The organism is Acidobacteriota bacterium (assembly GCA_028875725.1).
In the GTDB taxonomy this organism is placed as follows: domain Bacteria; phylum Acidobacteriota; class Thermoanaerobaculia; order Multivoradales; family Multivoraceae; genus Multivorans.
Genome location: JAPPCR010000006.1, coordinates 1,167,111 through 1,191,793, shown reverse-complemented (window position 1 = coordinate 1,191,793; position 24,683 = coordinate 1,167,111). Strand labels below are relative to the sequence as shown.

At 66.6% G+C, this 24,683-nt stretch carries 14 protein-coding genes; 5 read left to right on the top strand and 9 right to left on the bottom strand.

Annotated features, from left to right (window positions below; all coding sequences use genetic code 11):
* Positions 1-61 precede the first annotated feature (61 nt).
* A complete protein-coding gene (locus OXI49_06850) occupies positions 62-1,477 on the top strand; it encodes an aminotransferase class I/II-fold pyridoxal phosphate-dependent enzyme (protein ID MDE2690219.1) in 1,416 nt (471 codons plus the stop codon).
* A gap of 216 nt (positions 1,478-1,693) precedes the next feature.
* On the top strand, positions 1,694-2,362 hold the full coding sequence (locus OXI49_06845; GenBank protein MDE2690218.1) for a DUF3667 domain-containing protein: 669 nt from the start codon (positions 1,694-1,696) through the stop codon (positions 2,360-2,362).
* 42 nt (positions 2,363-2,404) lie between these two features.
* On the opposite strand, the gene OXI49_06840 is transcribed toward OXI49_06845, so the two are convergent.
* Positions 2,405-2,872 carry a VOC family protein gene (locus tag OXI49_06840; protein MDE2690217.1) on the bottom strand — a complete coding sequence of 156 codons (468 nt, stop codon included), beginning with the start codon at positions 2,870-2,872 and terminating at the stop codon, positions 2,405-2,407.
* Between the two features lie 99 nt (positions 2,873-2,971).
* On the opposite strand from OXI49_06840, the gene OXI49_06835 reads away from it, so the two are divergent.
* The gene (locus tag OXI49_06835; protein ID MDE2690216.1) at positions 2,972-3,364 is read left to right on the top strand and encodes a hypothetical protein; all 393 of its coding nucleotides are present in this window, start codon (positions 2,972-2,974) and stop codon (positions 3,362-3,364) included.
* A gap of 29 nt (positions 3,365-3,393) precedes the next feature.
* On the opposite strand, the gene OXI49_06830 is transcribed toward OXI49_06835, so the two are convergent.
* Positions 3,394-4,413, bottom strand: coding sequence for a haloalkane dehalogenase (locus OXI49_06830; GenBank protein MDE2690215.1), 1,020 nt, complete (start codon positions 4,411-4,413; stop codon positions 3,394-3,396).
* A gap of 114 nt (positions 4,414-4,527) precedes the next feature.
* On the opposite strand from OXI49_06830, the gene OXI49_06825 reads away from it, so the two are divergent.
* Both OXI49_06825 and OXI49_06820 read left to right on the top strand, forming a co-directional pair.
* Positions 4,528-5,478: an ATP-binding cassette domain-containing protein gene (locus OXI49_06825; protein ID MDE2690214.1), complete on the top strand. Its 951-nt coding sequence runs from the start codon at positions 4,528-4,530 to the stop codon at positions 5,476-5,478.
* Positions 5,475-6,740, top strand: coding sequence for an ABC transporter permease (locus OXI49_06820; protein ID MDE2690213.1), 1,266 nt, complete (start codon positions 5,475-5,477; stop codon positions 6,738-6,740). Before OXI49_06825 ends, OXI49_06820 begins: the two co-directional genes overlap by 4 nt.
* 145 nt (positions 6,741-6,885) lie before the next feature.
* Here the strand turns inward: OXI49_06820 and OXI49_06815 are convergent, their stop codons facing one another.
* The 7 genes from OXI49_06815 to OXI49_06785 form a co-directional block, all read right to left on the bottom strand.
* A complete protein-coding gene (locus tag OXI49_06815; GenBank protein ID MDE2690212.1) occupies positions 6,886-9,477 on the bottom strand; it encodes a hypothetical protein in 2,592 nt (863 codons plus the stop codon).
* Between the two features lie 88 nt (positions 9,478-9,565).
* The gene (locus tag OXI49_06810) at positions 9,566-13,096 is read right to left on the bottom strand and encodes a carboxypeptidase-like regulatory domain-containing protein (GenBank protein MDE2690211.1); all 3,531 of its coding nucleotides are present in this window, start codon (positions 13,094-13,096) and stop codon (positions 9,566-9,568) included.
* Positions 13,097-13,112: 16 nt separating this feature from the next.
* Positions 13,113-16,571 (bottom strand): hypothetical protein, encoded by a 3,459-nt coding sequence (locus OXI49_06805; protein MDE2690210.1) that lies wholly within the window; start codon positions 16,569-16,571, stop codon positions 13,113-13,115.
* Positions 16,572-16,696: 125 nt separating this feature from the next.
* Positions 16,697-17,203, bottom strand: a complete 507-nt coding sequence (locus tag OXI49_06800) for a hypothetical protein (GenBank protein MDE2690209.1) — start codon at positions 17,201-17,203, stop codon at positions 16,697-16,699.
* A complete protein-coding gene (locus OXI49_06795; protein MDE2690208.1) occupies positions 17,200-23,046 on the bottom strand; it encodes a phage tail protein in 5,847 nt (1,948 codons plus the stop codon). The genes OXI49_06800 and OXI49_06795 overlap by 4 nt, the downstream gene beginning before the upstream one ends.
* Positions 23,043-23,810: an NlpC/P60 family protein gene (locus OXI49_06790; GenBank protein MDE2690207.1), complete on the bottom strand. Its 768-nt coding sequence runs from the start codon at positions 23,808-23,810 to the stop codon at positions 23,043-23,045. Before OXI49_06790 ends, OXI49_06795 begins: the two co-directional genes overlap by 4 nt.
* Positions 23,807-24,547, bottom strand: a complete 741-nt coding sequence (locus OXI49_06785; protein MDE2690206.1) for a phage minor tail protein L — start codon at positions 24,545-24,547, stop codon at positions 23,807-23,809. The genes OXI49_06790 and OXI49_06785 overlap by 4 nt, the downstream gene beginning before the upstream one ends.
* Positions 24,548-24,683 lie beyond the last annotated feature (136 nt).

The window sequence follows — 24,683 nt, the reverse complement described above, 5'->3', positions numbered from 1 at the left end:
CGATAGCTGCCGCGCTGTGAGTCGGTCCAGGACCGGTGCGGCCAGGAAGGTCTGACGAGACGTGTCGATCCTTGAAGATCCGGAGGAGATGCGCCGGTCCGGCTACCGGGTCGTGGACGCCATCGTCGAGCGCCTGAGCGAACTGGGGGACGACAAGGCGTTCCAGACGGCGCCGCGCGATGTCACCGAGGCGTTGCTCGATGGACCTCCTCCCGAGGAGGGACGGGATCTCGATCCACTGCTCGAGACGATAGTTCGCGACGTAATGCCGCTCGCGGCGCGGATCGATCACCCGCGCTTTCTTGCCTTCGTGCCCGCCAGCCCCTCATGGGCCTCCGTGCTGGCCAGCTTCCTGATCAGCGGGTACAACGTCTTCCAGGGGACCTGGCTGGCGTCCGCGGGACCTTCCCAGATCGAGCTCACGGTCACCGACTGGTTTCGCGATTGGCTGGGCTACCCGAAGGGGGCGGGCGGCCTGTTCACGAGCGGTGGATCGGCCGCCAATCTGCTCGCCGTCGTCGCGGCGCGCGAGGCCGCTGGAAACCCCCAGCGCGGCGTCGTCTACATCTCCGACCAGGCCCACGGCTCGGTGGGGCGCGCCGCGCGAATTGCCGGAGTCGATCCGGCGCGGATACGGGTCCTGGCCACCGACGATGAGTTCCGCATCGTTCCTGCGACTCTGCTGGAAGCCATTCGTCGAGACCGCGAGGCGGGTCTGGAACCGTTCTGCCTCGTGGCGAACGCCGGCACGACGAACACCGGCGCCATCGATCCGCTGGTGGAGCTGGCGGAGATCGCTCGGGCGGAAGGGCTCTGGAACCACATAGACGCCGCGTACGGCGGCTTCGCCGTCCTCGATCCGGAAGTCCGACCTCTGCTCCAGGGCCTCGAACTGGCCGACAGCGTGACGCTCGACCCGCACAAGTGGCTCATGCAGCCCTACGAGACAGGCTGCCTAATGGCCCGCGACGTCACCCGGCTGGAGTCCGCCTTCCGCATCCTGCCCGACTACATGCAGGACACCGATCTCGGCACCCAGCAGGTGAACTTCTGCAACCGCGGGCTGCAACTCACCCGTGCATTTCGCGCCCTGCGCGTATGGCTGTCGGTCCAGCGGTACGGCCTGGCCGCGCACCGGCAAGCCATCGCCGCGGCCATCGGCATCGCCGCGAGCGCAGCGGATCGGATCGCACGCGATGACGAGCTCGAACTTCTGGCGCCTCCGAGCCTGGGCGTGGTCTGCTTTCGCTACCGAGGACCTGCCACCGAACCACCTGTTTCAGGTGAAGGCCTCGACGAACTGAACCGCCAGATCCAGGACCGCATCGTCCAGTCGGGATTCGCGATGATCGCCTCCACCCGGCTCGGCGACCGGTTCTCATTGAGGTTCTGCGTGCTGAACACCCGCACCACCGAGGACGATGTCATGCAGATCCTGGACCGCGTCCTGGAGATCGGCAGGGAACTGCAGGCCTGACTGTTGACTAGAGACCGGGAGCGTGGCAGCCGCCGGGAATCCCGCGATCGCCGTCGCCGTCTGGCATGATCGTGCGGCAAAGCGGTGGAGACCCAAGAACAGTCCGGCGACGTGGTCCAGGCACTGTGTCTGGAATGCGGCGAACCGCTCTCCGGCAGGTTCTGCTCCCAGTGCGGAGCCAAGAATCGCCCCCCGCTACGGCCCCTCCATCACTGGTTGAGGGACCTCGGCCGCCAGGTTGCCGTTCTCGACATCCGGCTGCTGCGGACATTGCCGCGGCTGTTCTTCTCGCCGGGACGCCTGACCGCCGAGTACGTAGCCGGGCGCCGGCTCGCGTACACCTCGCCGATCCGGCTGTACATCGCAGCGAGTGCTGTGGTACTCGCGGTGATGAGCCTTTCTGGCGTCACCGATCTCGACGCGCTTCTCGCCAACCAAACCGAGGAGGACATCGCGGCGCTTGAAGAAGTGCTTGGCGCCGACTTACGAGACCCCGCCTACCAGGCCCGCTTCAACCAGCGGCTGGACACGATCTACCCGATCGTGAACCTCTTCACCCCAGTCGCAATGATGTTGATGCTCAAACTCGTCTACTGGCGACGGTACCTGGAGGAGCACCTGGCTTTCGGCTGCCACTACGGGACCTTCCTCTCAATCATCGGAATGCCCATGCTGACAGCCGAGGGAATTGCTCACCCAATCGTGATCAGACTGGTGGCGATCGTCTCGCTCTTCTACCTCCTGGTGGCGATGCGCCGGGTGTACGGAGGCGGGTGGCCCGGTCTGATCGCGCGCTTCGTCGCCTTCAGCCTGGGGTTCATGGGGATTCTCGCGGCGGTGTCGCTCGTGACGCTCACGATCGTCCTGGTAACGACCCGATCCTGAGCGCGCGAACCGGAAGCGCCTTCGCCGCGGTCCTCACCGCCCCTACTGCGACGCAGCCTGGTACAGCTCGATCTCGTAGCCGTCCGGATCGCGGAAGAACACGATCGTCGGCGGGTTGTCGCCGGGAATGGTGACCCACCGGAGCGTGGAACCAGCCGCCTCGGCCTTCTTCGCCAGAGCCTTGGCGTTCGCCGTGTTGAGGATGATCCGGCCGTACCGGCCCTTGCCCTCAGGGAGCGGATCGTCGTTCAGGTGGGCCAGTGCGAGGCCAGCTCCGCCGCCGGGCGCCACCAGACCGATCTCGATCGGATCGTCCGAGTCCGGCGGGTACTGCCAGGCACGAGTGAAGCCCAGCACCTCGGCGTAGTACTTCTCGGACCGCTCAAGGTCCGCCACGTTGATGGCTACCAGCCCCAACGAAGCGTCGGACTTCTCGTCTCCCGCCATCACCGGGACGCTCACGCACAACAACACCGCAAACACCAGGGCCCGAACGGTCCACTTCGACATCCCAAGCTCCTTTCCGAGCATCAGACTCACTGTCAACAGAGGCCGGCGAGCATAGCGCGCCCTATCGGCGAACCGTCACCCTCCCGATAGCCTGCGGGAATGCGGCGCCAGTACCACTTCATGCCCGACAAGGACGGCCAGAAGGCCTGGGACGTCCACCGCCTCATCGAACTGAGCGCCGACCTGCCCGTCGAAGAGGTGCCACTCGCCGACATCGCCGAGATCGACCATGTCTACTGGTTCGACCGCGACCACTTCCGGCCGACGGTCCGGTCAGTGGTCGAGCACATGGCGCTGATCGAGGCGACGGACCTCGCGCACCCCATCATCCTGGGAATGGACGGCCGGGTGATGGACGGAATGCACCGCATAGCCAAGGCGCTCGTCCAGGGCCACACGACGATTGCCGCGAAGCGCTTCGCGGTCGACCCGGAACCCGACCACCGGAACTGCAACCCGGCCGATCTCGGCTACTCGGCTTCCGACACCTAGAGTTCGGCGCGGCGACAGCCGGCCCCGACCTACTCCACCGGATTCGCGGCGATGAACTCGTTGATGATCCCCGCCAGCTCCTCGCCGTGCGTTTCCTGGATGAAGTGGCCCGCGCCTTCGACCTTGACATGCGGCTGGCCCTGGGCACCGGGGACTCGCCTCTGGAACGGCACCTCGCCGCCCCGCGTGATCGGGTCGCGGTCGCCGTAGGCCGTCAGGAAGGGCTTCTCCCAGCTCTCGAACACCTCCCAGGCCTTGCGGTTGGCCTCGTTGGCCGGATCGTCGGCAAAGACCGGCACCCGCTGCGGCATGATCAGCGCCCCGGCCTTGTAGGCCGGCTCGGGGAACGGCGCGTCGTAGGCGACCGCGATCGACGGGTCGCCCGTGTTGGTCGCCAGCATACGGCCGGTGGGAATGTCGCCAGCGTCGATCATCGCCTGGTTCCTCTGCTTCCACCGCATGAAGGCGCTGTTCTCGGGGAAGTCCTCCGGGCCGGCCGCTCCGCCAACCGGGAGACCGGCGTTTGAGAGGACGACCCGTGCGAAGCGGTCCTCGTTCTCCGCCACGACCCGCAAGCCGATCAGGCTGCCCCAGTCCTGGCCGAAGAAGGTGGCCTGCTGCAGGTCGAGCGCCTCGACCAGCTTGGTCATCGCGTCGACGTGGAACCTGTAGGTGTGGGTGTCCATGCTCGCCGGCTTGTCCGACCGCCCGAAGCCGATCAGGTCGGGCACGATGCAGCGATGTCCCGCTTCGACGAGAACGGGGATCATCTTCCGGAACAGGTACGCCCAGGTCGGCTCGCCGTGGAGCAGCAGGATCACTTCGCCATCGGCAGGTCCCTCGTCAAGGTAGTGAACGCGGTAACCGTCGATCTCCAGGTAGTGCGGCTCGAAGTCGAAGCCCGGCAGGTTCTCGAACCGGGCATCCGGAGTCCGGTACACGCCGGGGCGGATCTCCTCGGCATGGGCCGGTGTCGCAGCCGCCACAAAGGTCAAGGCCATGGCGACCAGGCTCGCCGCGGCGACGACGCTTCTCCGTGAGCTCTTCATCTCGCGTCCTCCGTTCTCCCGTCCCCGGGCATTGAGAATGTCGGCGTAGCCTAACCGGCGCCACGAGACCGATCGACTATCCTCTCTCCGCCCCCACGAACGGAGTAGGCCTCCATGACTCAGAACGGAACCGTTGTACGCCTCTCCGGCGTCCGCAAGACGTTCGGCGCCCACACCGCGGTCGATGACTTCGACCTTGCGATCGAGCCCGGGACGATCTACGGCCTGCTGGGACCCAACGGCTCGGGCAAGACGACCACGATCCGCATGATGATGGGCATCCTCCTGCCCGACGGCGGCTCGGTGGAGCTCTTCGGCGGCGCCCCAGACTTCACCCGGCGCAGCCGCGTCGGCTACCTGCCCGAGGAGCGCGGCGTCTACGAGAAGATGAAGGTGCTCGACCAGCTCGTCTTCTTCGGCGAGATCCGTGGCGTCCCACGGTCCCTCGCCCGCACCCGGGCCGAGGCGTGGCTCGAGCGCCTGGGACTCAGCGAATGGGCGTCCAAGAAGGTGCAGGCGCTATCGAAGGGGATGCAGCAGAAGGTGCAGTTCATCTCCACGGTGCTCCACGATCCGGAACTGCTGATCCTGGACGAGCCGTTCAGCGGCCTCGACCCGATCAACCAGGACGTGCTGGAGGAGATCGTCCTCGAGGAGAAGGAGCGCGGCAAGACGATCCTCTTCTCGACCCACCTCATGGAGCAGGCGGAGCGGCTCTGCGAGCGGGTCTGCCTCATTTCGCGGTCGCGCAAGGTGCTCGACGACGACCTGAAGGAGTTGAAGCGGCGCGAGCGCACGGGCGTCGTGGCGGTGGAGTTCGAGGGTGAGGCTCCCCCGGTCGCCACCTGGCCCGGCGTCTCGGAGGTCGAAGAGGCCGGCGACGCGCTCCATCTGACACCTCAAGACGATGTGCTCCCAGACGAGATTCTGGCCCGGGTCGTGGCGCAGGGAGTCAGCCTGCGCAGGTTCGAGTTGCTGGAACCCCGGCTGCACGAGATCTTCGTGCGCCATGCCGGGGACCCCGGCGACGACGATGCCCCTTCGCAGACGGGAGGTGCGTCATGAAGCAGGTCTGGTCGGTGATCCGCCGCGAGTACGTGGAGCGCGTCAAGACGAGGGCCTTCATCCTCTCGACCCTGGGCATGCCCCTTCTCATGATCGGCATCATGGCGGTGGTCGGCTTCGTGGCGGTTCTCTCCGAGCAGTCGGAGCGGCAGATCGCCCTGATCGACCTGAACGGACAACTCGGCGAACGCGTCCAGCAAGCTCTGGATCAGGCGGGATACGACGTGGAACTCGCCGCGCCCGGGACCGGCACCGAAGAGCTCGACCAGCAGGTGCTGGACGAGGAACTCGAGGCCTACATCGTGCTCGACGACACGACGGCCAGCGAAGCCGTCTTCGCCTACCGGTCGAAGGAACCGCCGGGCGGAGTGCGCAGCCAGTTGATGCGCGCGGCCATCGTCGAGGAGGTCGTCGACCTGCGTCTCGGCCAGCTCGAGGACGGCGAATCGGTGCGGCGGCTGTTCCAGGGCGGCTCGCTGGAGTACGAGCCAGTGGGCCTCGACGAGGAGGAAGCGGAGGAAGCCGAGGCCGAACGGATCACCGGGATGATCACCGGCATCGCGGGCGGCATCATCCTCTACATCATGATGCTCGCCTATGGCGCCCAGACGCTGCAATCCGTCCTCGAGGAGAAGCAGAGCCGGGTCGTCGAGCTGGTGATCTCGTCGCTGCGACCCTGGCAGCTCATGCTGGGCAAGATCGTGGGGGTGGGAGCCGTCGGGCTCACCCAGGTGGCGATCTGGATCGGCTGCGTGGCTCTGCTGGCCAGCCTTGCTTTGCCGACCTTGATCGCCGCCGCCTCGGACTTCGAAGAGTTGGCTCAGTTCCGGCAGTACCTGCCGGGCCCCGGCGCCGTTCTGCTGCTCGTCGTCTTCTTCCTGCTCGGCTACTTCCTCTACTCGAGCCTGTTCGCCGCGGTCGGCGCCATGTGCAGGAATCTGCAGGAGGCGGGCCAGACGCAAGCGCCCCTCATCTTCCTGATCATCATTCCGTTCATGCTTCAGATGATGACGTTCCAGGGCAACAACATGCAGTGGATGAACTGGGTGGCCCTGTTCCCCTTCTTCAGCCCGATCATGATGTACCCCCGAGCCGTGATGGGGGACGTACCCGCCTGGATGGTCGCCGTCTCGATCGTGCTGATGGCAGTGACCGTCTGGGGCGCCGCCTGGGTGGCGGGCAGGATCTACAAGGTCGGCATCCTCAGTCAGGGCAACCGGCCCAACCTCCGCGAGCTGATCAGGTGGATTCGAGAGGCGTAACCATCGGCGGCATCGGGTAGCTCACTAGAGGCGTGCGAGAAACCGGCCTCGAACTCCTGCGAGAAACCCTGCGCAGGAGTGTTGACTAGCTCAACGAATCGTTGACTCGCGGGCGCCAGGTCCGTTCGATCCAGCTTCGCGCGCCTCAGTCCACTGTGAAGTGGATGACTTCCGTGAAGTCGTGATGCACGGAGTTCTGGGCCCGGTCGGCGAGCCGCACGTTGGCAACGCCCCAGGTTCCCGGCGCCGAACCGGGCGGCAGGACGTGCACGACCGTGAGCTCCTCCCACCTGGTCGGATCCTCCCGCGGAAAGACCAAGTCGCGATCCGCATAGCGCACGTAGACGTAGTGGCTTATCCCCTGTGGATCGCGAAGGACGATCGCCCCATCCATGTAGCCCGAGATGTTGTCGCGCACGCGAAAACTGAACCTGACGATCGTCTCGCCGTTCGGCTGTTCAGGGTTCGTGGGTGCCGCGTCGATACTCATCCTGTTCAGGTCGAGCTCGGGCGGTTCCGTGTCCGGGTTGGCCGTACGCAGCCGGATCCGTCGAGGCTCCTCGTCCCCGGGCTCGCTGGTGAATGTGGTGCCACCCCAATTGCTGGCCCGATCGACCATCCTGACGTCGTCCAGGGAGTACGTCGACGACGGCATGTAGTCCGGCATGAGAAAGTCCACTCGGCACAGGTTCCCGGCGGGCTCGAAAGCCCCGTACTGTCCCAGCGCATACGTCGAGAGAATCTCGTCGTTGATGGACGCATGGCATGGCCTGCCCTCCCGCATGAGGTTGTTCTCACTCACCTCCCAGGTCGCTTCGATCGACTGGACGACGCGGCCTTCCACCACTCTGTCCCGGCCCATGTCGAAGCGGGCGGTGCCGGGAACGTACGCCGGCGGCACCAACTCCTCCAAGGAGTTGTCGACATAGAGCTTCCATCCGAAGCCGCCTCTCTGGTAGCGCTCGTTGCCGACCCTGTCGCCGATCTTGAGCTGGCCCGGAAGCCAGTACCCCGCCTTGCTGTACCTGCTCAGCTTCATCGTGCCCACCAGAACGGTGCCCCGCTCGATTCTCCTGCCGTTCCCGTCCACGGGCTGGAGAAACAGATCAAAGAACGTACCGACACTGCTGAAGACCCGGGTGGCCGCCCAGGCGGCGCCCTCGAGATCCCGGTCGATCGCATGCAACTCGATCTCGACACGGATTTCCTTGTCTTCCCTGGCTCCGCCTCTCACCGCGATGTCGACGCGGCGGACCTTGCCGGGATCCGGAAACAGGTTGTACACCCGGAACGCGAGGTCCTTCCGGAACTGGGGGAGATACCGGTACCTGGAGAGATGCTGGTTCCCCTGCATGATCCGGTCCCGCACGAACTCGTACTTGGCGACCGACCGGTCTCTGAGCTTGTCCGGCTCGATGATGAAGTAGGAGATCGTCTCCGCCATGTCCTCGTTCGGGTCCTTCAGCTGCCCGTAGGCGGACACGAACTCCGTCGTCTTCGTGGTGGACCAGCCGGACGGACTCTGTGGATCCTCGTACCAGCCACCGACCCGGGCCCAGTCGTCACGGGTCCGCTGGTCGAAAACGTGAGCCCAGAGGAAGTGCGCCTTCTCGTGAATCACCAGGCGGTGGATGTAGTCGACGTCGGACGAAAGAAACGCCGTGTCCATGAACTCGATGTAGCCGGCGTCCGGCCAGGCTACGGCCGGTGCTCCCGGATACACGGGATGAGGCGTGCCGTCGAGGCGCCGGACGAGATGCGTGAGACCCTGCGTCTTGCGCATGCCGCTCGGAAACTCCTCGAGCATGTTGAGCAGCGTGACGATCTCCTCCGGGTGGAAACGCTGGAAGCGGCCCGCGCCCTCGCCGGTGGTCCATCGCGTCAGGGCGGCGTAGTCGCGTATCTCCGTCGTGACGCCGTAGCGTTCCTCGAAGATCCTCTCGTAGGCGTCTACATCGCGGCCGTTGTCCGTCACGTACCGCACCAGGGCGTGGTGCAGCCGCTTCGAGAACCAGATCCCCCGCTTGCCGTCCACCGTCGCTATCCGGGGATTCGCGTGCACAAAGGCGGCTTCGGAGACCAAGACGACGGGAGAAGACCGGTCGGTCCTCACCTCGATGTCGCCCTCCAGGTGTCTAGGCGTCAGCAGCCACTGCGAAGCCGCCAGCGACTGGGCCCCGTACGGGTCCCTCGTCTCCTGCGGAATGGAACGCATCGTCGCCAACAGGCGCCACGCGTGCTCCTGCGACCAGGAGGCCTCGTCGGAATCCACCAGCAGCATGTTGTAGCCGTGAGCCAGGGCGTGCGCCGACGAGTTGTCGGCCACCCTGACCGGTTCGTCCTCGAACTCGATCTCGTGCGGCCGGTTGACGGCCGCCGCGTACTCGGTGCCCGCCGTGCTCTGGTCCTGTTCCCAGTGGAAGACGAACGGGTCCGTGGGAACCGGCGTCAGGTCGAACGGTTCCGAAGGACCGCCCCACTGAGGGACGTCGACCATGCGTGCCGGCGTCGTGCGGTGACCGCCCGCGTGGACCTTGACGGCGTACCGGCCGGCGGCGAGACCGTCGAACCGGAAACGGCCGAAGGAGTCCGGCGTCGCGACCCGGAGGACGCCCTTCGCGGTCAGCAGCACCTCGACATCCGACCAGGCGCCCTGATAGCCCGCGATCTCACCGGTGAGGGAGTCGGGACCTTGTTCCGCCGCCGCCGCGGAACCCGCCAATCCCAGAACACACACGACGGAGCCGGCAAGCCTTGCGACCTGAGACCTCGGGAAGAACCGACTGAAGCACTCCATGCTCGCGCCCATCTGCCGACCCGGTGCCTCAGTCCACTGTGAAGTGGATCACTTCCGTGAAGTCGTGATGCACTGAGTTCTGTGCCCGGTCGGCGAGCCGCATGTTGGCAACGCCCCAGGTTCCCGGCGCCGAGCCGGGCGGCAGGACGTGCACGACCGTGTGCTCCTCCCATCTGGTGGGATCGCCCCGCGGAAAGACAAGGTAGCTGTCCGCATAACGCGCGTAGACGAAGTGATCTATGCCCTGTGGATCGCGAAGGATGATCGCCCCACCCAGGTAGCCCGAGATGTTGTCGCGCACGCGAAAAGTGAACGTGACGATCGTCTCGCCGTTCGGTTGTTCAGGGTTCGTGGGTTCCGCGTCGACGCGCATCCTGTTCAGGTCGAGTTCGGGCGGTTCCGTGTCCGGGTTGGCCGTACGGACCCGGATCCGTTGAGGCTCCTCGTCCCCGGGCTCGCTGGTGAATGTGGTGCCACCCCAATTGCTGGCCCGATCGACCATCCTGACGTCGTCCAGGGAGTACGTCGACGACGGCATGTAGTCCGGCATGAGAAAGTCCACTCGGCACAGGTTCCCGGCGGGCTCGAAAGCCCCGTACTGTCCCAGCGCATACGTCGAGAGAATCTCGTCGTTGATGGACGCATGGCATGGCCTGCCCTCCCGCATGAGGTTGTTCTCACTCACCTCCCAGGTCGCTTCGATCGACTGGACGACGCGGCCTTCCACCACTCTGTCCCGGCCCATGTCGAAGCGGGCGGTGCCGGGAACATATTCCGGCGGCACCCAGTCCTCCAGGAAGTTGTCGAGATAGAGCTTCCATCCGAAGTCGTCGCCTCTCTGGTAGCGCTCGTTGCCGGCCCTGTCCGCGATCACGAGCTGGAGCGGAAGCCAGTACCCCGCCTTGCTGTACCGGTTCAGCTCTTTCTTGCCAACGAGTACCGTCCCCTCCTCGATCCAGTTGCCGTTCCCGTCCACGGGGTCGAGACGGAGCTCGAAGAACGTGCCGACACTGCTGACCACTCGGGCGGACGCCCAGGCAGCGCCCTCGATATCCCGGTCGAGCGCATGCAGCTCGATCTCGACGTGGAGTTCCTTGTCTTCCATGGCTCCGCCCGTCACCGCGACGTCGACGCGGCGGACCTTGCCGGGAAACACGTAGTCCGGAAACAGGTTGTACACCTGGAAGGTCAGGTCCTCCCGGATCTGGGAGAGATACAGGTTCCCCTGCATGATCCGATCCCGCACGAACTCGTACTTGGCGACCGACCGGGACCTCAGCTTGTCCGGCGCGATGATGAAGTGGGCGATGCTCTCGGCCATGTCCTCGTTCGGGTTCTTCTCGTGCCCGTAGGCGGACACGAACTCCGTCGTCTTCGTGGTGGACCAGTCCGACGGGCTCTGCGGATCCTCGTACCAGCCGCCGACCCGGGCCCAGTCGTCGCGGGTCCCCTGGTCGAAGACGTGAGCCCAGAGGAAGTGCGCCTTCTCGTGAATCACGAGGCGGTGGATGGAGTCGACGTCGGACAACAGGAAGGCCTTGTCCATGAACTCGATGTAGCCCGCTTGATCCCAAGCGAGGGCCGCGGCCTCTGGCCACCGGGGATTGGGCGTGCCGTCGAGGCGCCGAACAAGGTGCGTGAGGCCCGGCGTCTTGCGCATGCCGCTCGGAAACTCCTCGAGCATGTTGAGCAGCGTGACGATCTCCTCCGGGTGGAAACGCTGGAAACGGCCCGCACCCTCGCCGGTGGTCCATCGGGTCAGGGCGGCGTAGTCGCGTATCTCCGTCGTGAGGCCGTAACGTTCCTCGAAGATCCTCTCGTAGGCGTCGACGTCCCGGCCGTTGTCCGTCACGTACCGCACGAGGGCGTGGTGGAGCCGCTTCGAGAACCAGGTTCCCCGCTTGCCGTCCACGGTCGCTATCCGGGGATTCGCGTGCACAAAGGCGGCTTCGGAGACCAAGACGACGGGAGAAGACCGGTCGGTCCTCACCTCGATGTCGCCCTCCAGGTGTCTAGGCGTCAGCAGCCACTGCGAAGCCGCCAGCGACTGGGCCCCGTACGGGTCCCTCGTCTCCTGCGGAATGGAACGCATCGTCGTCAACAGCCGCCACGCGTGCTCCTGCGACCAGGAGGCGTCGTCGGAGTCCACCAGCAACATGTTGTAGTCGTGAGCCAGGGCGTTCGCCGACGAGTTGTCGACCACCTTGACCGGCTCGTCCTCGAACTCGATCTCGCGCGGCCGGTTGACCGCCGCCGAGTACTCGGTGCCCGCCGTGCTCTGGTCCTCTTCCCAGTGGAAGACGAACGGGTCCGTGGGAATCGGCGTCAGGTCGAACGGTTCCGGAGGGCCGCCCCACTGCGGAACGTCGACCATCCGGGCGGGCGTCGTGCGGTGACCTGCCGCGTGTACCTTGACGGCGTAGCGGCCGGCCGCGAGGCCATCGAACCGGAAACGGCCGAAGGAGTCCGGCGTCGCGACCCGGAGGACACCCTTCGCGGTCACTATCACCTCGACGTCCGGCCAGGCGCCCCGATAGCCGACGACCTGACCGGAAAGGGAGTCGGGGCCTCCCGGCTGCTCGTCGTCGGCACAGCGGAACGCTTCCGGGTCGCTCCTCGCCGAGGCCGTCCGGCCGAAGCTGTTCGCATGCGTCCAGGCGGCCCCCCCGCCGGGCGGCTCGATCGACAGCTTGAACCCGAGCGTCGTCACCGGCGCGACGAACACCCAGCGGTGGCCGTTCAGGGCACACCCGTCCAGGACCTTGACCAGCACCTCCGCGTTGTCGCGCTCGAAGAAGTACAGCAAGGCGGACTGGCTGGAGTCCAGACCGTAGTCCCGCGCCTGCGTCACGACGACTTCGCCGTCTTTCTCGTGTTCGACGCACATGCTGACCGTGAAGCCGCCGCCCAGGGTCGTCACCGGCCGGGGCGCACAATCCGCGGCCGCACCGGCGACATCTGCGGTCGCACCCGCGACCGTGTACCGGATGTCCGCCATGGGTCCCGGCGACGCCGCCGCAAAGGAGGCGCCGGGCCACGTCAAGGACGTCGATGAAGCCGCCGCCGGCCCGCACGGAAAGGCCGTCAGATCGCTCCTCGCCTCCGCGGTCACGCCGCCCCGCGGATTCCGGTGCAACCACCTCTTCCCCGTAGACGTCTCCTCCACCGACAGGTTGAACGCGAGCGTCGTCACCGGCGCGACGAACACCCAGCGGTGGCCGTTCATCTCACATCCGTCCAGGACCTTGATCAAGACCTCGGCGTTGTCCGGGTCGAAGAACCAGAGAAGGCCCGACTGACGCGAGCCGAGCCCGAAGTCGATCGCGTCCGCCTGCGCCGGCTCGCCATCCCGCTCGTACTCGAAGCACATGCTCACGGCGTAGCCAGGCTCGAACGTGATCTGCGGCGACGAGGGCACGCAGTCCGTGTACTCCCCCGCGCCCTGGACGGCCGCCGCCGCGGGACCGCTCAACGCCAGAAGACACATGACGGAGCCGGCAAGCCTGGCGACCTGCGACCTCACGAAGAAACGACTGAAGCACTCCATGCTCGCGCCCATCTGCAGACCCGCCGCCTCAGTCCACTGTGAAGTGGATCACTTCCGTGAAGTCGTGGTGCACGAAGTTGTGGGCCCGGTCGATGAGCCGCATGTTCGAAACGCCCCAGGTTCCCGGCGCCGAGCCGGGCGGCAGGACATGCACGATCGTGTGCTCCTTCCACCTGGTCGGATCGCTCAGCGGAAAGACATAGCCTCTCTCGTCGTCATACGCCCAGACATGGTGGGTGATCCCCTGCGGATCGAGAAAGTGGATCGATGTGTGCGTGTAGCCCGAGATGTTGTCGCGGGTGCGAAAACTCAACCTCACGATCGTCTCGCCGTTCGGCTGTTCAGGGTTCGTGGGTTCCGCGTCGACGCTCATCCTGTTCAGGTCGAGCTCGGGCGGTTCCGTGTCCGAATTGGCCGTCCGCACCCGGATCCGCTGAGGCTCCTCGTCCCCGGGCTCGCTGGTGAACCTGGCGCCACCCCAATTTCTGGCCCGATCGACCATCCTGACGTAGTTCAGGGAGTACATCGAAGACGGCATGTAGTCCGGCATGGGAAAGTTCACTCGGCACAGGTTCTCCGCAGGCTCGAAAGCCCCGCCCTCTCCCAGCGCATGCGTCGAGAGAATCTCGTCGTTGATGGACGCATGGCATGGCCAGCTCTTCCGCATGAGGTTGTTCTCACTCACCTCCCAGGTCGCTTCGATCGACTGGACGACGCGGCCTTCCACCACTCTTTCCCGGCCCCTGCTGAGACGGGCGGTGTCGGGGACGTACTCCGGCGGCGTCCAGTCCTCCAGGAAGTTGTCGACATAGAGCTTCCATCCGAAATCGTCGCCTCTCTGGTAGCGCCGGTTGCCGACCCTGTCCACGATCTTGAGCTGGATTGGAAGCCAGTAGCCCGCTTTGCTGTACCGGCTCAGCTTCTTCGTGCCCACGAGAACGGTCCCCTCCTCGATCCGGTTGCCGTTCCCATCCACGGGGTCGAGATACAGATCGAAGAACGTACCGACGCTGCTGTTTACCCGTACTAGCGCGTGGCGCGCGCCCTCAAGATCACGGTCGAGCGCATGCAGCTCGATCTCGATGCGGAACTCCTTGTCTTCCCTGGCTCCGCCCGTCACCCTGATGTCGACGCGGCGAACCTTGCCGGGGAACACGTAGTCCGGAAACAGGTTGTACACCTGGAACGTCAGGTCCTCCCGGATCCGGGAGAGATACAGGTTCCCCTGCATGATCCGGTCTCGCACGAACTCGTACTTGGCGACCGACCGGGATCTGAGCTTGCCCGGCTCGATGATGAAGTAGGAGATCGTTTCCGCCATGTCCTCGTTCGGGTTCTTCAGGTGCGCATAGGCGGAGACGAACTCCGTCGTCTTCGTGGTGGACCAGCCGGACGGACTCTGTGGATCCTCGTACCAGCCACCGACCCGGGCCCAGTCGTCACGGGTCCGCTGGTCGAAAACGTGAGCCCAGAGGAAGTGCGCCTTCTCGTGAATCACCAGGCGGTGGATGTAGTCGACGTCGGACGAAAGAAACGCCGTGTCCATGAACTCGATGTAGCCGGCGTCCGGCCAGGCTACGGCCGGTGCTCCCGGATACACGGGATGAGGCGTGCCGTCGAGGCGCCGGACGAGATGCGTGAGACCCTGCGTCTTGCGCATGCCGCTCGGAAACTCCTCGAGCATGTTGAGCAGCGTGACGATCTCCTCCGGGTGGAAACGCTGGAAACGGCCCGCGCCCTCGTTCCCGGTCGGCGAGGTCAGGGAGGCGTAGTCGCGTATCTCCGTCGTGACGCCGTAGCGTTCCTCGAAGATCCGCTCGTAGGCGTCGACGTCGCGGCCGTTGTCCGTCACGAACCGAACGAGAGCGTGGTGCAGTCGCTTTGAGAACCAGGTTCCCCGTTTGCCGTCCACCGTCGCCACGCGTGGATTCGCGTTGACGAAGGCGGCCTCGGAAACCAGGACGACGGGAGAAGACCGGTCCGTCCTCACCTCGATGTCGCCCTCCAGGTACCTGGGCGTCAGCAGCCACTGCGAAGCCACCAGCGACTGCGCGCGGTACGGGTCCCTTGTCTCCTGCGGAATGGAACGCATGGTCGTCAACAGCCGCCACGCGTGCTCCTGCGACCAGGAAGCATCGTCGGAATCCACCAGCAGCATGTTGTAGTCGTGAGCCAGGGCGTTCGCCGACGAGTTGTCGACCACCCTGACCGGCTCGTCCTCGAACTCGATCTCGCGCGGCCGGTTGACCGCAGCCGAGTACTCGGTGCCCGCCGTGCTCTGGTCCTCTTCCCAGTGGAAGACGAACGGGTCCGTGGGAATCGGCGTCAGGTCGAACGGTTCCGGAGGGCCGCCCCACTGCGGAACGTCGACCATCCGGGCGGGCGTCGTGCGGTGACCTGCCGCGTGTACCTTGACGGCGTAGCGGCCGGCCGCGAGGCCATCGAACCGGAAACGGCCGAAGGAGTCCGGCGTCGCGACCCGGAGGACACCCTTCGCGGTCACTATCACCTCGACGTCCGGCCAGGCGCCCCGATAGCCGACGACCTGACCGGAAAGGGAGTCGGGGCCTCCCGGCTGCTCGTCGTCGGCACAGCGGAACGCTTCCGGGTCGCTCCTCGCCGAGGCCGTCCGGCCGAAGCTGTTCGCATGCGTCCAGGCGGCCCCCCCGCCGGGCGGCTCGATCGACAGCTTGAACCCGAGCGTCGTCACCGGCGCGACGAACACCCAGCGGTGGCCGTTCAGGGCACACCCGTCCAGGACCTTGACCAGCACCTCCGCGTTGTCGCGCTCGAAGAAGTACAGCAAGGCGGACTGGCTGGAGTCCAGACCGTAGTCCCGCGCCTGCGTCACGACGACTTCGCCGTCTTTCTCGTGTTCGACGCACATGCTGACCGTGAAGCCGCCGCCCAGGGTCGTCACCGGCCGGGGCGCGCAATCCGCGGCCGCACCGGCGACCGCGTGCCGAACGTCCGTCATGGAGCCCGTCAGCGGTGCCGCAAAGGAGGCGCCGGGCCACGTCAAGGACGTCGATGAAGCCGCCGCCGGCCCGCACGGAAAGGCCGTCAGATCGCTCCTCGCCTCCGCGGTCACGCCGCCGCGCGGATTCCGGTGTACCCACCTCCTGCCGGTGGCCGTCTCCTCGACCGACAGGTTGAAGGCCAGCGTCGTCACCGGCGCCACGAGCACCCAGCGGTGGCCGTTCATCTCACACCCGTCCAGGACCTTGATCAAGACCTCCGCGTTGTCCGGATCAAAGAACCAGAGAAGGCCCGACTGACGCGAACCGAGCCCGAAGTCGATCGCGTCCGCCTGCGCCGGCTCGCCGCCTCGTTCGTACTCGAAGCACATGCTCACGGCGTAGCCGGGCTCGAACGTGACCTGCGGCGACGACGGCACGCAGTCCGTGTACTCCCCGGCGCCCTGGACGGCCGCTGCCGCGGGGCCCGCCAACGCCAGAATCAAGACCACCGAGCCGGTGAGCTTCATGCAAGTTGCCTACCAGAGCAACGTGAGAATTGCGTGATTCACTCGCCATAAGCGTGTGATCTTTGCGAGAAACTACGGCTTGACGAGCGCGCTCAGCCCCCGCTGGCCGCAGCCTAGACAAGCAGCTACCGGAGATCGTAGGTCAGCACTCGCGGCAGACCCAACGGATGCTCCGGGATCGGGTCCGGCGCCCACTTCACTACGCGAGCCGGCGCGTCGCCGGAGGCCCGAAGATGGGCGCGGGTGACGGCAGCCGTCACACCGATCGACCGCAACCAGATCAGCGCATCGCCGACGAAGTCGAGCGGACGGTCGGGGTGGCACTTGTCCGGACACGCCCATGCGTCCAACTCGGCCCGCCAGCGCGACTGGTCCTTCGAGACTCTCACCATCACCACGCCAATGACCACACCGCCTTCCTCGGCCACCAGGGCGCGGTTGCCGGCGGACACATCCAGGTAACCCTCATGACCGAGCCCGTCGTCCACCACGATCTGGGCCGAAACGCCGTTGATGACTTCCCGGTAAGTGGGCCCTGCCGCCGACATCTTCCGCCGAGCAGAGTGAATCGCCCCTTCGTCGCCCCCCATACAGCTGCGATAGATCACGCGGTCCGGCGTGTAGATGATCACTCGTACCTCCGGGTCTTCCGGTAGATCCCTGAGGAAGTCACGACGCGCAGCGTCTGTGTGCCGCTCTCTGGATCATCGCTGTCACGTCGCCAGGTCAAGAAGGCGATGCCTCGGTCGGTCCCGGGAGCTCCGCTTGGGCGGTTCGAAAGAGACGCGAACCACTGGAGTGCCGAGTTGAAATTGAAAGACGACGTGCGGTAGTCATTGAGATCAAGGCCGCTCTGGTTCAGGTAGCTCGTGTTTGTGCCGATCCATGTGTCGGTCGCTTGATTCCTCATGTTGTTGCCCGTCGTCGGGATGGACTGTGCCACCAGAAGATCGACCGAAGTGCCCGAAATCTGAGTCTGGTGCACCATGAAGAAGCCGCTCGACGGTTGATTGGGCATCGCACTCTCGGTGTTGCTGTTGAAGCGCCCGAAGGCAAGGCCGCTCGCGTCGTCGAAGTCGTCCTCGATCGGGTCGCTCACCTTGGACCACGTACTACTCCAACTTCCCCAACTCTTCGGGGGCGGCGGCGGGGGCGGCGCCGCGGCGGTCGTCGCGCTATCCGAGACGTAGCTGCTGTTGCCATGGGTCGTCTCGCACCGCACCTTTAGTGCGTAGGAGGTCGCGGCAGAGAGACCAGTGAAGCGCCGCGAACTCGTTCCTGTAGTGCCAGACGAAACGACGGTGGTCCCCTGCCGGAGTTCGTAGCGATACGTTCGGCTCGATCCGGTACCCCAGGAGGTTGGCGGATCCCAGTCGCCGTCCGCCGCATTCTGTCCGTCGGCCGCCAAGCTGAGGTTTCGCGGGGCTCCCGGACCCGACGTGGCCACGTTCGGAGTGACGAAGCTCGAGGTCCACCAGCTTCCGACGGTCGACCCGGCAGTCGCCCGTACGCGATAGCGGTAGCTCGTGCCGTTTGACACCCCGGTGTCGGTGTAGCTTGAGGACGCGCGGCCAGTCGCCAGCCGCTGCCACCGTCCCCCGGACTGCTGCCGTTCGACGTCGTACCCTGTCGCGTTGGCGACATCATTCCAATCGAGTGCCACCTGCCCGGCGCCAGCCGTCGCCGTGCCGCCCGTCGGACTCACCAAGGTCGTGCCCGCCACGACGGTGTCGTCCTCTACCGCACCACCGAGAATGTACGCCCCGTCGCCCGTTGAGCGTGCCGCCTGGATGCGCGCGTGGAGTCGCTTTCCTACGATCGATGCCAACGCCGAAGTTGTGAGCGTGTGATCCGTGGCACTTCCCGAAAGGAAGCTCGCCGTTCCCCAGTTGATGATCCCGGTCGAGTCAGGCAGGCCGAACTGCACTCGCCAGTTGTCCGGCGCATCGGTAGTAGGGACCCTCCACGTCATTTGGGCCTGTGATGCGTTCGCCGTTGCGGCAAAGTCCAGGGCGGCAGCTCCGGCATTGTCCCCGTACCTGCCTACGACGGCGGGTACGCTCCAATCGTCCGCCACGGTGTCGCCCGGGGACGGCGTACCGACCAACCTCCTCTCCGCTCGCAAGAGCACTGGCGCGTCCGCCGTCAGCCCGGGAGCGCCGTCGTGCCACGTCAGACCGTCCACGGTGCCCTGCCGCTCGTATCCCCAACTATTCAGAGGCCGCTTCGAAGCCGGCACCGTCTCGTCCGCGTAGGCGGCGAACACGTACTCGTACCCGCGACCATCTTCGCCGTCCGCGCCTGGAACGCCATCTTCTCCATACCTGCCCACGACGGCGGGCACGCTCCAATCGTCCGCTATCGCGTCTCCCGGGGACGGCGTACCAACCAGTTTCCTCTCTGCCCGCAGAAGCACCGGCGTGTTCGAAGTCAGATCGGGAGCGCCGTCGTGCCATGTCAAGCTGTCCACAGTGCCCTGCCGCTCGTATCCCCAGTTGTTGGAAGGCCGCTTCGAGGCCGGCACGGTATCCGTCGCGTAGGCTGCGAACACGTATTCGTAGCCGCGACCATCTTCCCCGTCCTCGCCGGGAACCCCGTCCTCGCCGTAACGACCCAGGATCGTCGGCACGCTCCAGTCGTCCGTCACCGCATCGCCCGGTGACGGCGCTCCAACCACCTTCCTCTCCGCGCGCAGAAGCACCGGCGTGTTCGAAGTCAGATCCGGAGCGCCGTCGTGCCATGTCAAGCCGTCCACCGTGCCCTGCCGCTCGTATCCCCAGTTGTTGGAAGGCCGCTTGGCGTTCGGCAACGTGCCCTCGCTGTACGCCGCGAACACATACTCGTATCCGATCCCGTCCTCACCATCGGCGCCGGACACGCCTTCCAACGGTTCCACACCGACTTCGCGCGCTTCAGTAGACAAGCCGGACGTGTCCACATGCCGAATCGCCACCCGAAGTGCCTCCGTGCCTGACACGTCCGCGCGTGTGAGTCCCGTGCCCGCGATCTTTCCGCGCAACGTCCAGTTGTCTCCGGAGACATCCACGTCGGCAGCCGGCGAGCCAGGCGTGCCCGCTCGGTCGTAGATCTCCGTGTGAGCGTAGTCCCCATCGGGCGAGGGATTCCAGTGCGCCCAGTAGCCACCGATAGCCGGCTCCGCCGCAAGGCCGGTTGGTGCCGTACCCGCGTCCGTCTTTCCGTCTGCGACCACGTGCGCGCTCCGCGTCCAATCCGACTCGCGGCGGCCTCCCAGGAAGCGCGCCCGCACTCGGTAGCCACCCAGGGCGACATCGCGAACGACGATGCTCCGCGCAGGCGTTGTGCGAAGCGGCTGCCACGGGCCTCTGGGCAGCACAGACCAGTCTCCAGCCTCGATCTCGGCCGCTGTCGCCCGGCGCTTCGGCCGCCGGATCTGGTACTCCACACGCGCGATCCGCGAATCGTGATCCCCGCCGCGGACGGCGATCTCGAGCTGACTCCGCACCAGGTTCCGGTCCCGGTAGGTCGTTTCGGCCACCGTGACGGCCGTCGGCGGCGCCATCGGCGCCACCGGGGTGCGCAACGGCGGCGCCAACTCCCGTCGCTTTTCGACCGCCTTGTACTTCTCCGGGTCGTGGCGCCGCGCTTCGACCTGCACTTCGGCCTTGTCCCGCTCGGTCAGTTGGGTCACGATCCAGTCCGTCACTGCCGACTCTTCCGCCACCAGGTCGCCGACCCCGAGGCCCGTCGGTACGTCTGTCGTCGTGAGGCGCGGAGACTGCAGATTCACCGGAGCGGGCTGAACCAGACGTAGCGTCACGCCGCCTCGATCCGCTGCCGGCAGCGCCTCGTACGCCGCCAACCAGGTCTGCATCTCGTTTCCGTCATCGCTGCCCACGAACCAGTTGTAGGGCGGCGACGCATCCCGGTAGGCGCTCGAGGGATGGTCAGGCCCCGCAAGCACCAACGTGCCAGCGGTAGGGTGCGCAACCTGGACCGCACCAGCGAAGCGCTCCCACGCCGCGCCCGCGTCGAGAGAGGCGCCCACGTACGCGGTCCAGTTGGCACCCTGCCGGTACAGAATCACCCTGTCCACGTTGCCGCCGCCCAGCGAGGCTGGCAACCGGTCATTGCGGAACGACCAGTCCGCGCTGGTCGACGTCACTGCGGTGGCCGCGCCCAGCGCGATCTCGTGCTCCAGAGTCTCCGCCGCCGCCGACACCTCAGCCGAACGGCCCTCGCCCCAGACGATCCGGCCACCGGCAGCCAGCCGCGGCGCCGGCGTGTCGAGCGTCAGCGTCTCCTGGCCGGCGACCGACGTGTCCACCTCGCGGATCCGGAAACCAGCCCGCTGCTCGAAGCGCCGGTCGTCGGCAATCCGCACGCGATCGCCGGGGCGCAGGTGCATCCCCTCAAGCGCCATGCCGAACTTCACGGTCTCCGACTCGTTCTCCTGCTCGTTCAGCAGCAGCAGCCCCGTCCGGTGAGCCTGCCCGCGCGACGTGCAGCCCACGGCCGCAACGTCCTTCTGACGGAACCCGTACTTCGCAACCAGATCGTCGAACACCACCAGCTCGATCCCGGACCGGAAGTCGTCGTCCGGGTCCCGCCAGGTCACCGCCACCGCCGAGTAGCGCTCCTGCCACCGCAGACCCTGGTACTCGAACTCGCCGTCGATCACGTTCGCGTTGGCCAACGCCGCCGTCACGTCGCTGTCGCCGTCGACCGCCAGAGACGCATGACCCGAGCTCCACAGCGCGCCGGCCCGGCAGGCGGACAGGACCCAGTCCACGACCTTCCGCGCCTGCTCCCGGCGCTCGATCACGCCGTTGAAGCGCCACCGTGGCTCCATTGCCGACTCACTCTCCGGAGACGGCACGAGCTCGTCGCAGCGCCTCGCCAACTCGAAGAACTCCCACCGGGCGGCGTACGCAGCGGCCGCCATCCCGGGAACGCCCCCGAGGCCGCCGCGGTGATCCGTCAGCAGGTCATAGGCGATCCATGCCGGATTGTTCGTCCACCGGGGCGCCAATCTGCCATCCCACATCCCCTCGCCGTAGGTCGCCGCCGACTCCGATGTCGGCTTGTCCGGATCCCACATGGACGGCAGCGGCGCCATCACCTTCCGGCCTCGGACTTCGTACTCCCGCCTGCTCGGGTTCACCTCGGATTGGCTAAGGTCCATCGTCAGGCCGACAACGGCAGAGTGCGGATACGACTGCTTCACGTCCCGCAGGCCGAACGTGCGCTCCCACCGCACTTCGTCCGACGCCTCGTCCGGCTCCGAGTCGGTAGTCTCCCGCGATACTCGGATCTCCCATGTTCCCTTCGCCCGAACGCTCCCAGGACGGTCGACCCGCCAGGACAACTCCTGCCTGTCCAGAGATCGGTCCCTGATCGTCTGCAGGAGCACGGTGGTCCACGACATCTGGCCCGTCGGCCGCGTCTCGATCCGAACCTCGACTTCCGTCTTAAGCGCGCGGTTGTTCTCGTCGTACTGCACGAGCCGCGGAAACACCAGCGTCACCCGAGCCGCGTCGTAGCCCTGCGGCACTCGCTGCGACACCGGAGTCCCATGGGCGACCTTCGTGCTCGAGCGAGGCAAACCCGTTGCCGTTACGTCGAAGCCGGCGAGCGCCCCCTGCTCCGCGTGGCCGTGCGCAAGGCCGCGACGCTCCTGGACCGACACGCCCTTGACGTTGAGTTCACCGTCCGTCTCTACCGGCACACCGTCGATGAACACCGACTCGAGACCGTCCGCCAGGCCCTCGATCTCCCCCTCGCCAAGCAGATCGACCACGCGCAACGTCGACCGCGAACGGGAGGCCTCACCAGGCGCCGGTACGTCACGGGTGATGCCGTGTCGCGGATCCTCCGCTGGATCCGGTCGCCCTTCGGCCGCGTTTCCGCCCAGGTCGATCACCGGTGGTGACGTGTACTCGCCGCCGGTCGGGCGATCCGGCGACAGACCACCGGAGATCACGGTCGAGCCCACCCGTGTCCGGCCGTAGATCAAGGGCACGGCGCCGCCCTGAGCGACGGTGTTCACTGGACCGGAGAACAGTGTCCGGCGCTGGCCCTCCTCCGCCAGGTGTTCCGTGTCGGGGATCGAGGGGATCTGCGTTACGGCATGGACGACTGAGTACACAGTGCTGACGCCGGCCACGATCTTGGCCCACAGCGGCAACGCCGCCCACGCAGGCCCCGAGCCGGCCAGAACCGGCGAGATCGAGACGTAAGCACGGTTCGCCAGACGCATCCAGAGCCCCGCCGCCGACTCGAGTGCGCGGCCATCCACGGACACGCGCCAGCTCCCGAGATCCCAGCGCAGCGCGAAGCCCGGCGCCTGGGGCCCCACGAGACTCAGCGCTTCCGCGACCGTCCGTGCCTCCAGCTCGACGATCGCCTCGTCAGGCCCGCAACGGCCCAACGCCTCGTCGTCCAGGTGCTCCCGCACGCACGTCGCCAGCGAACCCCGCAACCGCAACGTGATCACGACGACGCCTCCAGCGGCCGCGCCACCTCCACGATCCACCGGGCCAGGCGGCTCAGGGGCGTCCGGCGCGACAGGGACGTCGGATCGTACGGTTTGAGCGACGGATGGTGCAGCAGCAGCCCGTCCTCGAGCAGCACGCCGGCATGGTCCGCCACCGCGCCGCCGGCCATCCGCAGCAGCACGATGTCGCCCGGCCGCGCCCGCGACGGATCGACCGCGCTCCACCCGAGTCGCCTCCGCCAGGACGAGTAAAGGTCGAGTTCCGGCGACGTCTCGTCCCAGCGCCACTCGTAAGCCACCGGAGGCAGCTCAATCCCGCACTCGCGCCGATACCAGTCCCGCACCAGCGTGAAGCAATCCGTCACACCGTGACGGTAAGGGCGGCCGACGTAGGGCCGATCCATGTCCGGCCAGAAGAACGGCTCTCCCGCCACGACCTCGCGTGGTTCATCCGGAGCGGCTGCGCCAGTCGCACTAACGGACGCTCCCGTCATCGGAACGATGCCGTGCGGCAGCCCCACAGCGACCTGCGACTTCATGTCCTCACGGGACGGAAACGGCGCTCCGTCCGGGTGCGAGTGCACGACCGCGGCGGCGCCATCAAGATCCGCCTGGTGGAACTCGTACCCCCGCTCGGGCTCCGGGTGCCGGTTGGGCAGGGCGAAGAAGCCGCCGCCCACGATCAGACCGCCTGCCTCCCGCGGCCACTCGCGCTCCACATGGGCACGCAGCGCCGCCAGGCCTGTCGCCGTCAGTTCGATCATCGTCGCACCTGCGACACCCCGGCGAAGCCGCCGAACGGCAGTACGCCGTGCTCTCCAAACCGCAGCCTGCACCCCGACAGCCGGCGCGAACACACGTCCTCTGCCGCTTCCGACACCTCCTCATCGCCGGCGTTCCAGTAAGGACCGCCGGCGGCGTTCCGGCCCCGGTACGGGCAGCCGTCTTCAACGGGCGGATCCTCCCAGGCGTCCCCCACGCGGCGCCGGTACTGCCACTGGCAGACGTCGCGCAACACCTGGCGGCGCGGAATCATCGACTGCTCCAGATCGAGCGGTGACGAGAGCTGCCAGACGACCTCTTCCCGCGCCTCGCGCGACAGCCGGTCGACCACCCAGGACTCCCGCGGCCAGTGGCGCGACGAGTCAGCCTCCGAAGCGCCGTCCAGATACCTCGCCAGAGTCCGTACGCGATCGATCCTCGCGCCGTGCCAGCCCGCGGGGGCAGCCGTGCGGTCGAGCAGCGATACGCGCAGCGTGGGCCGCGCCGCGGCCCCCGACGCACTGAACCCGGCGCCCTCGAGCGCGATAGGCAGCGGCCGGTACTCCTGGCCGCCATACATCACCGACGCCGTGGCGGCGGGACCCGTCGTGTACCGCTCCACGCGCTCCCTGCCCGTGTCGTCGAGGTAGCGCACGGTGAACAGGTCCACGATCGGACCCGCGTCCATCCGGCCCGCCTCGACCGCAACCGGACTCATGAGCTGAAGTCGCTCCTTCATCGGCGGTGATCCTGCCGGCCGGGCGTGACACGGGGCGTGGCCTTCGCGTCACTTTCCGTAAGCGCGGAAACCCGATCCGCCGCAGCGTGACACCGCTAGACGGCGCGGTTCGCGCCCACGCGCGGAAACAGCTCGC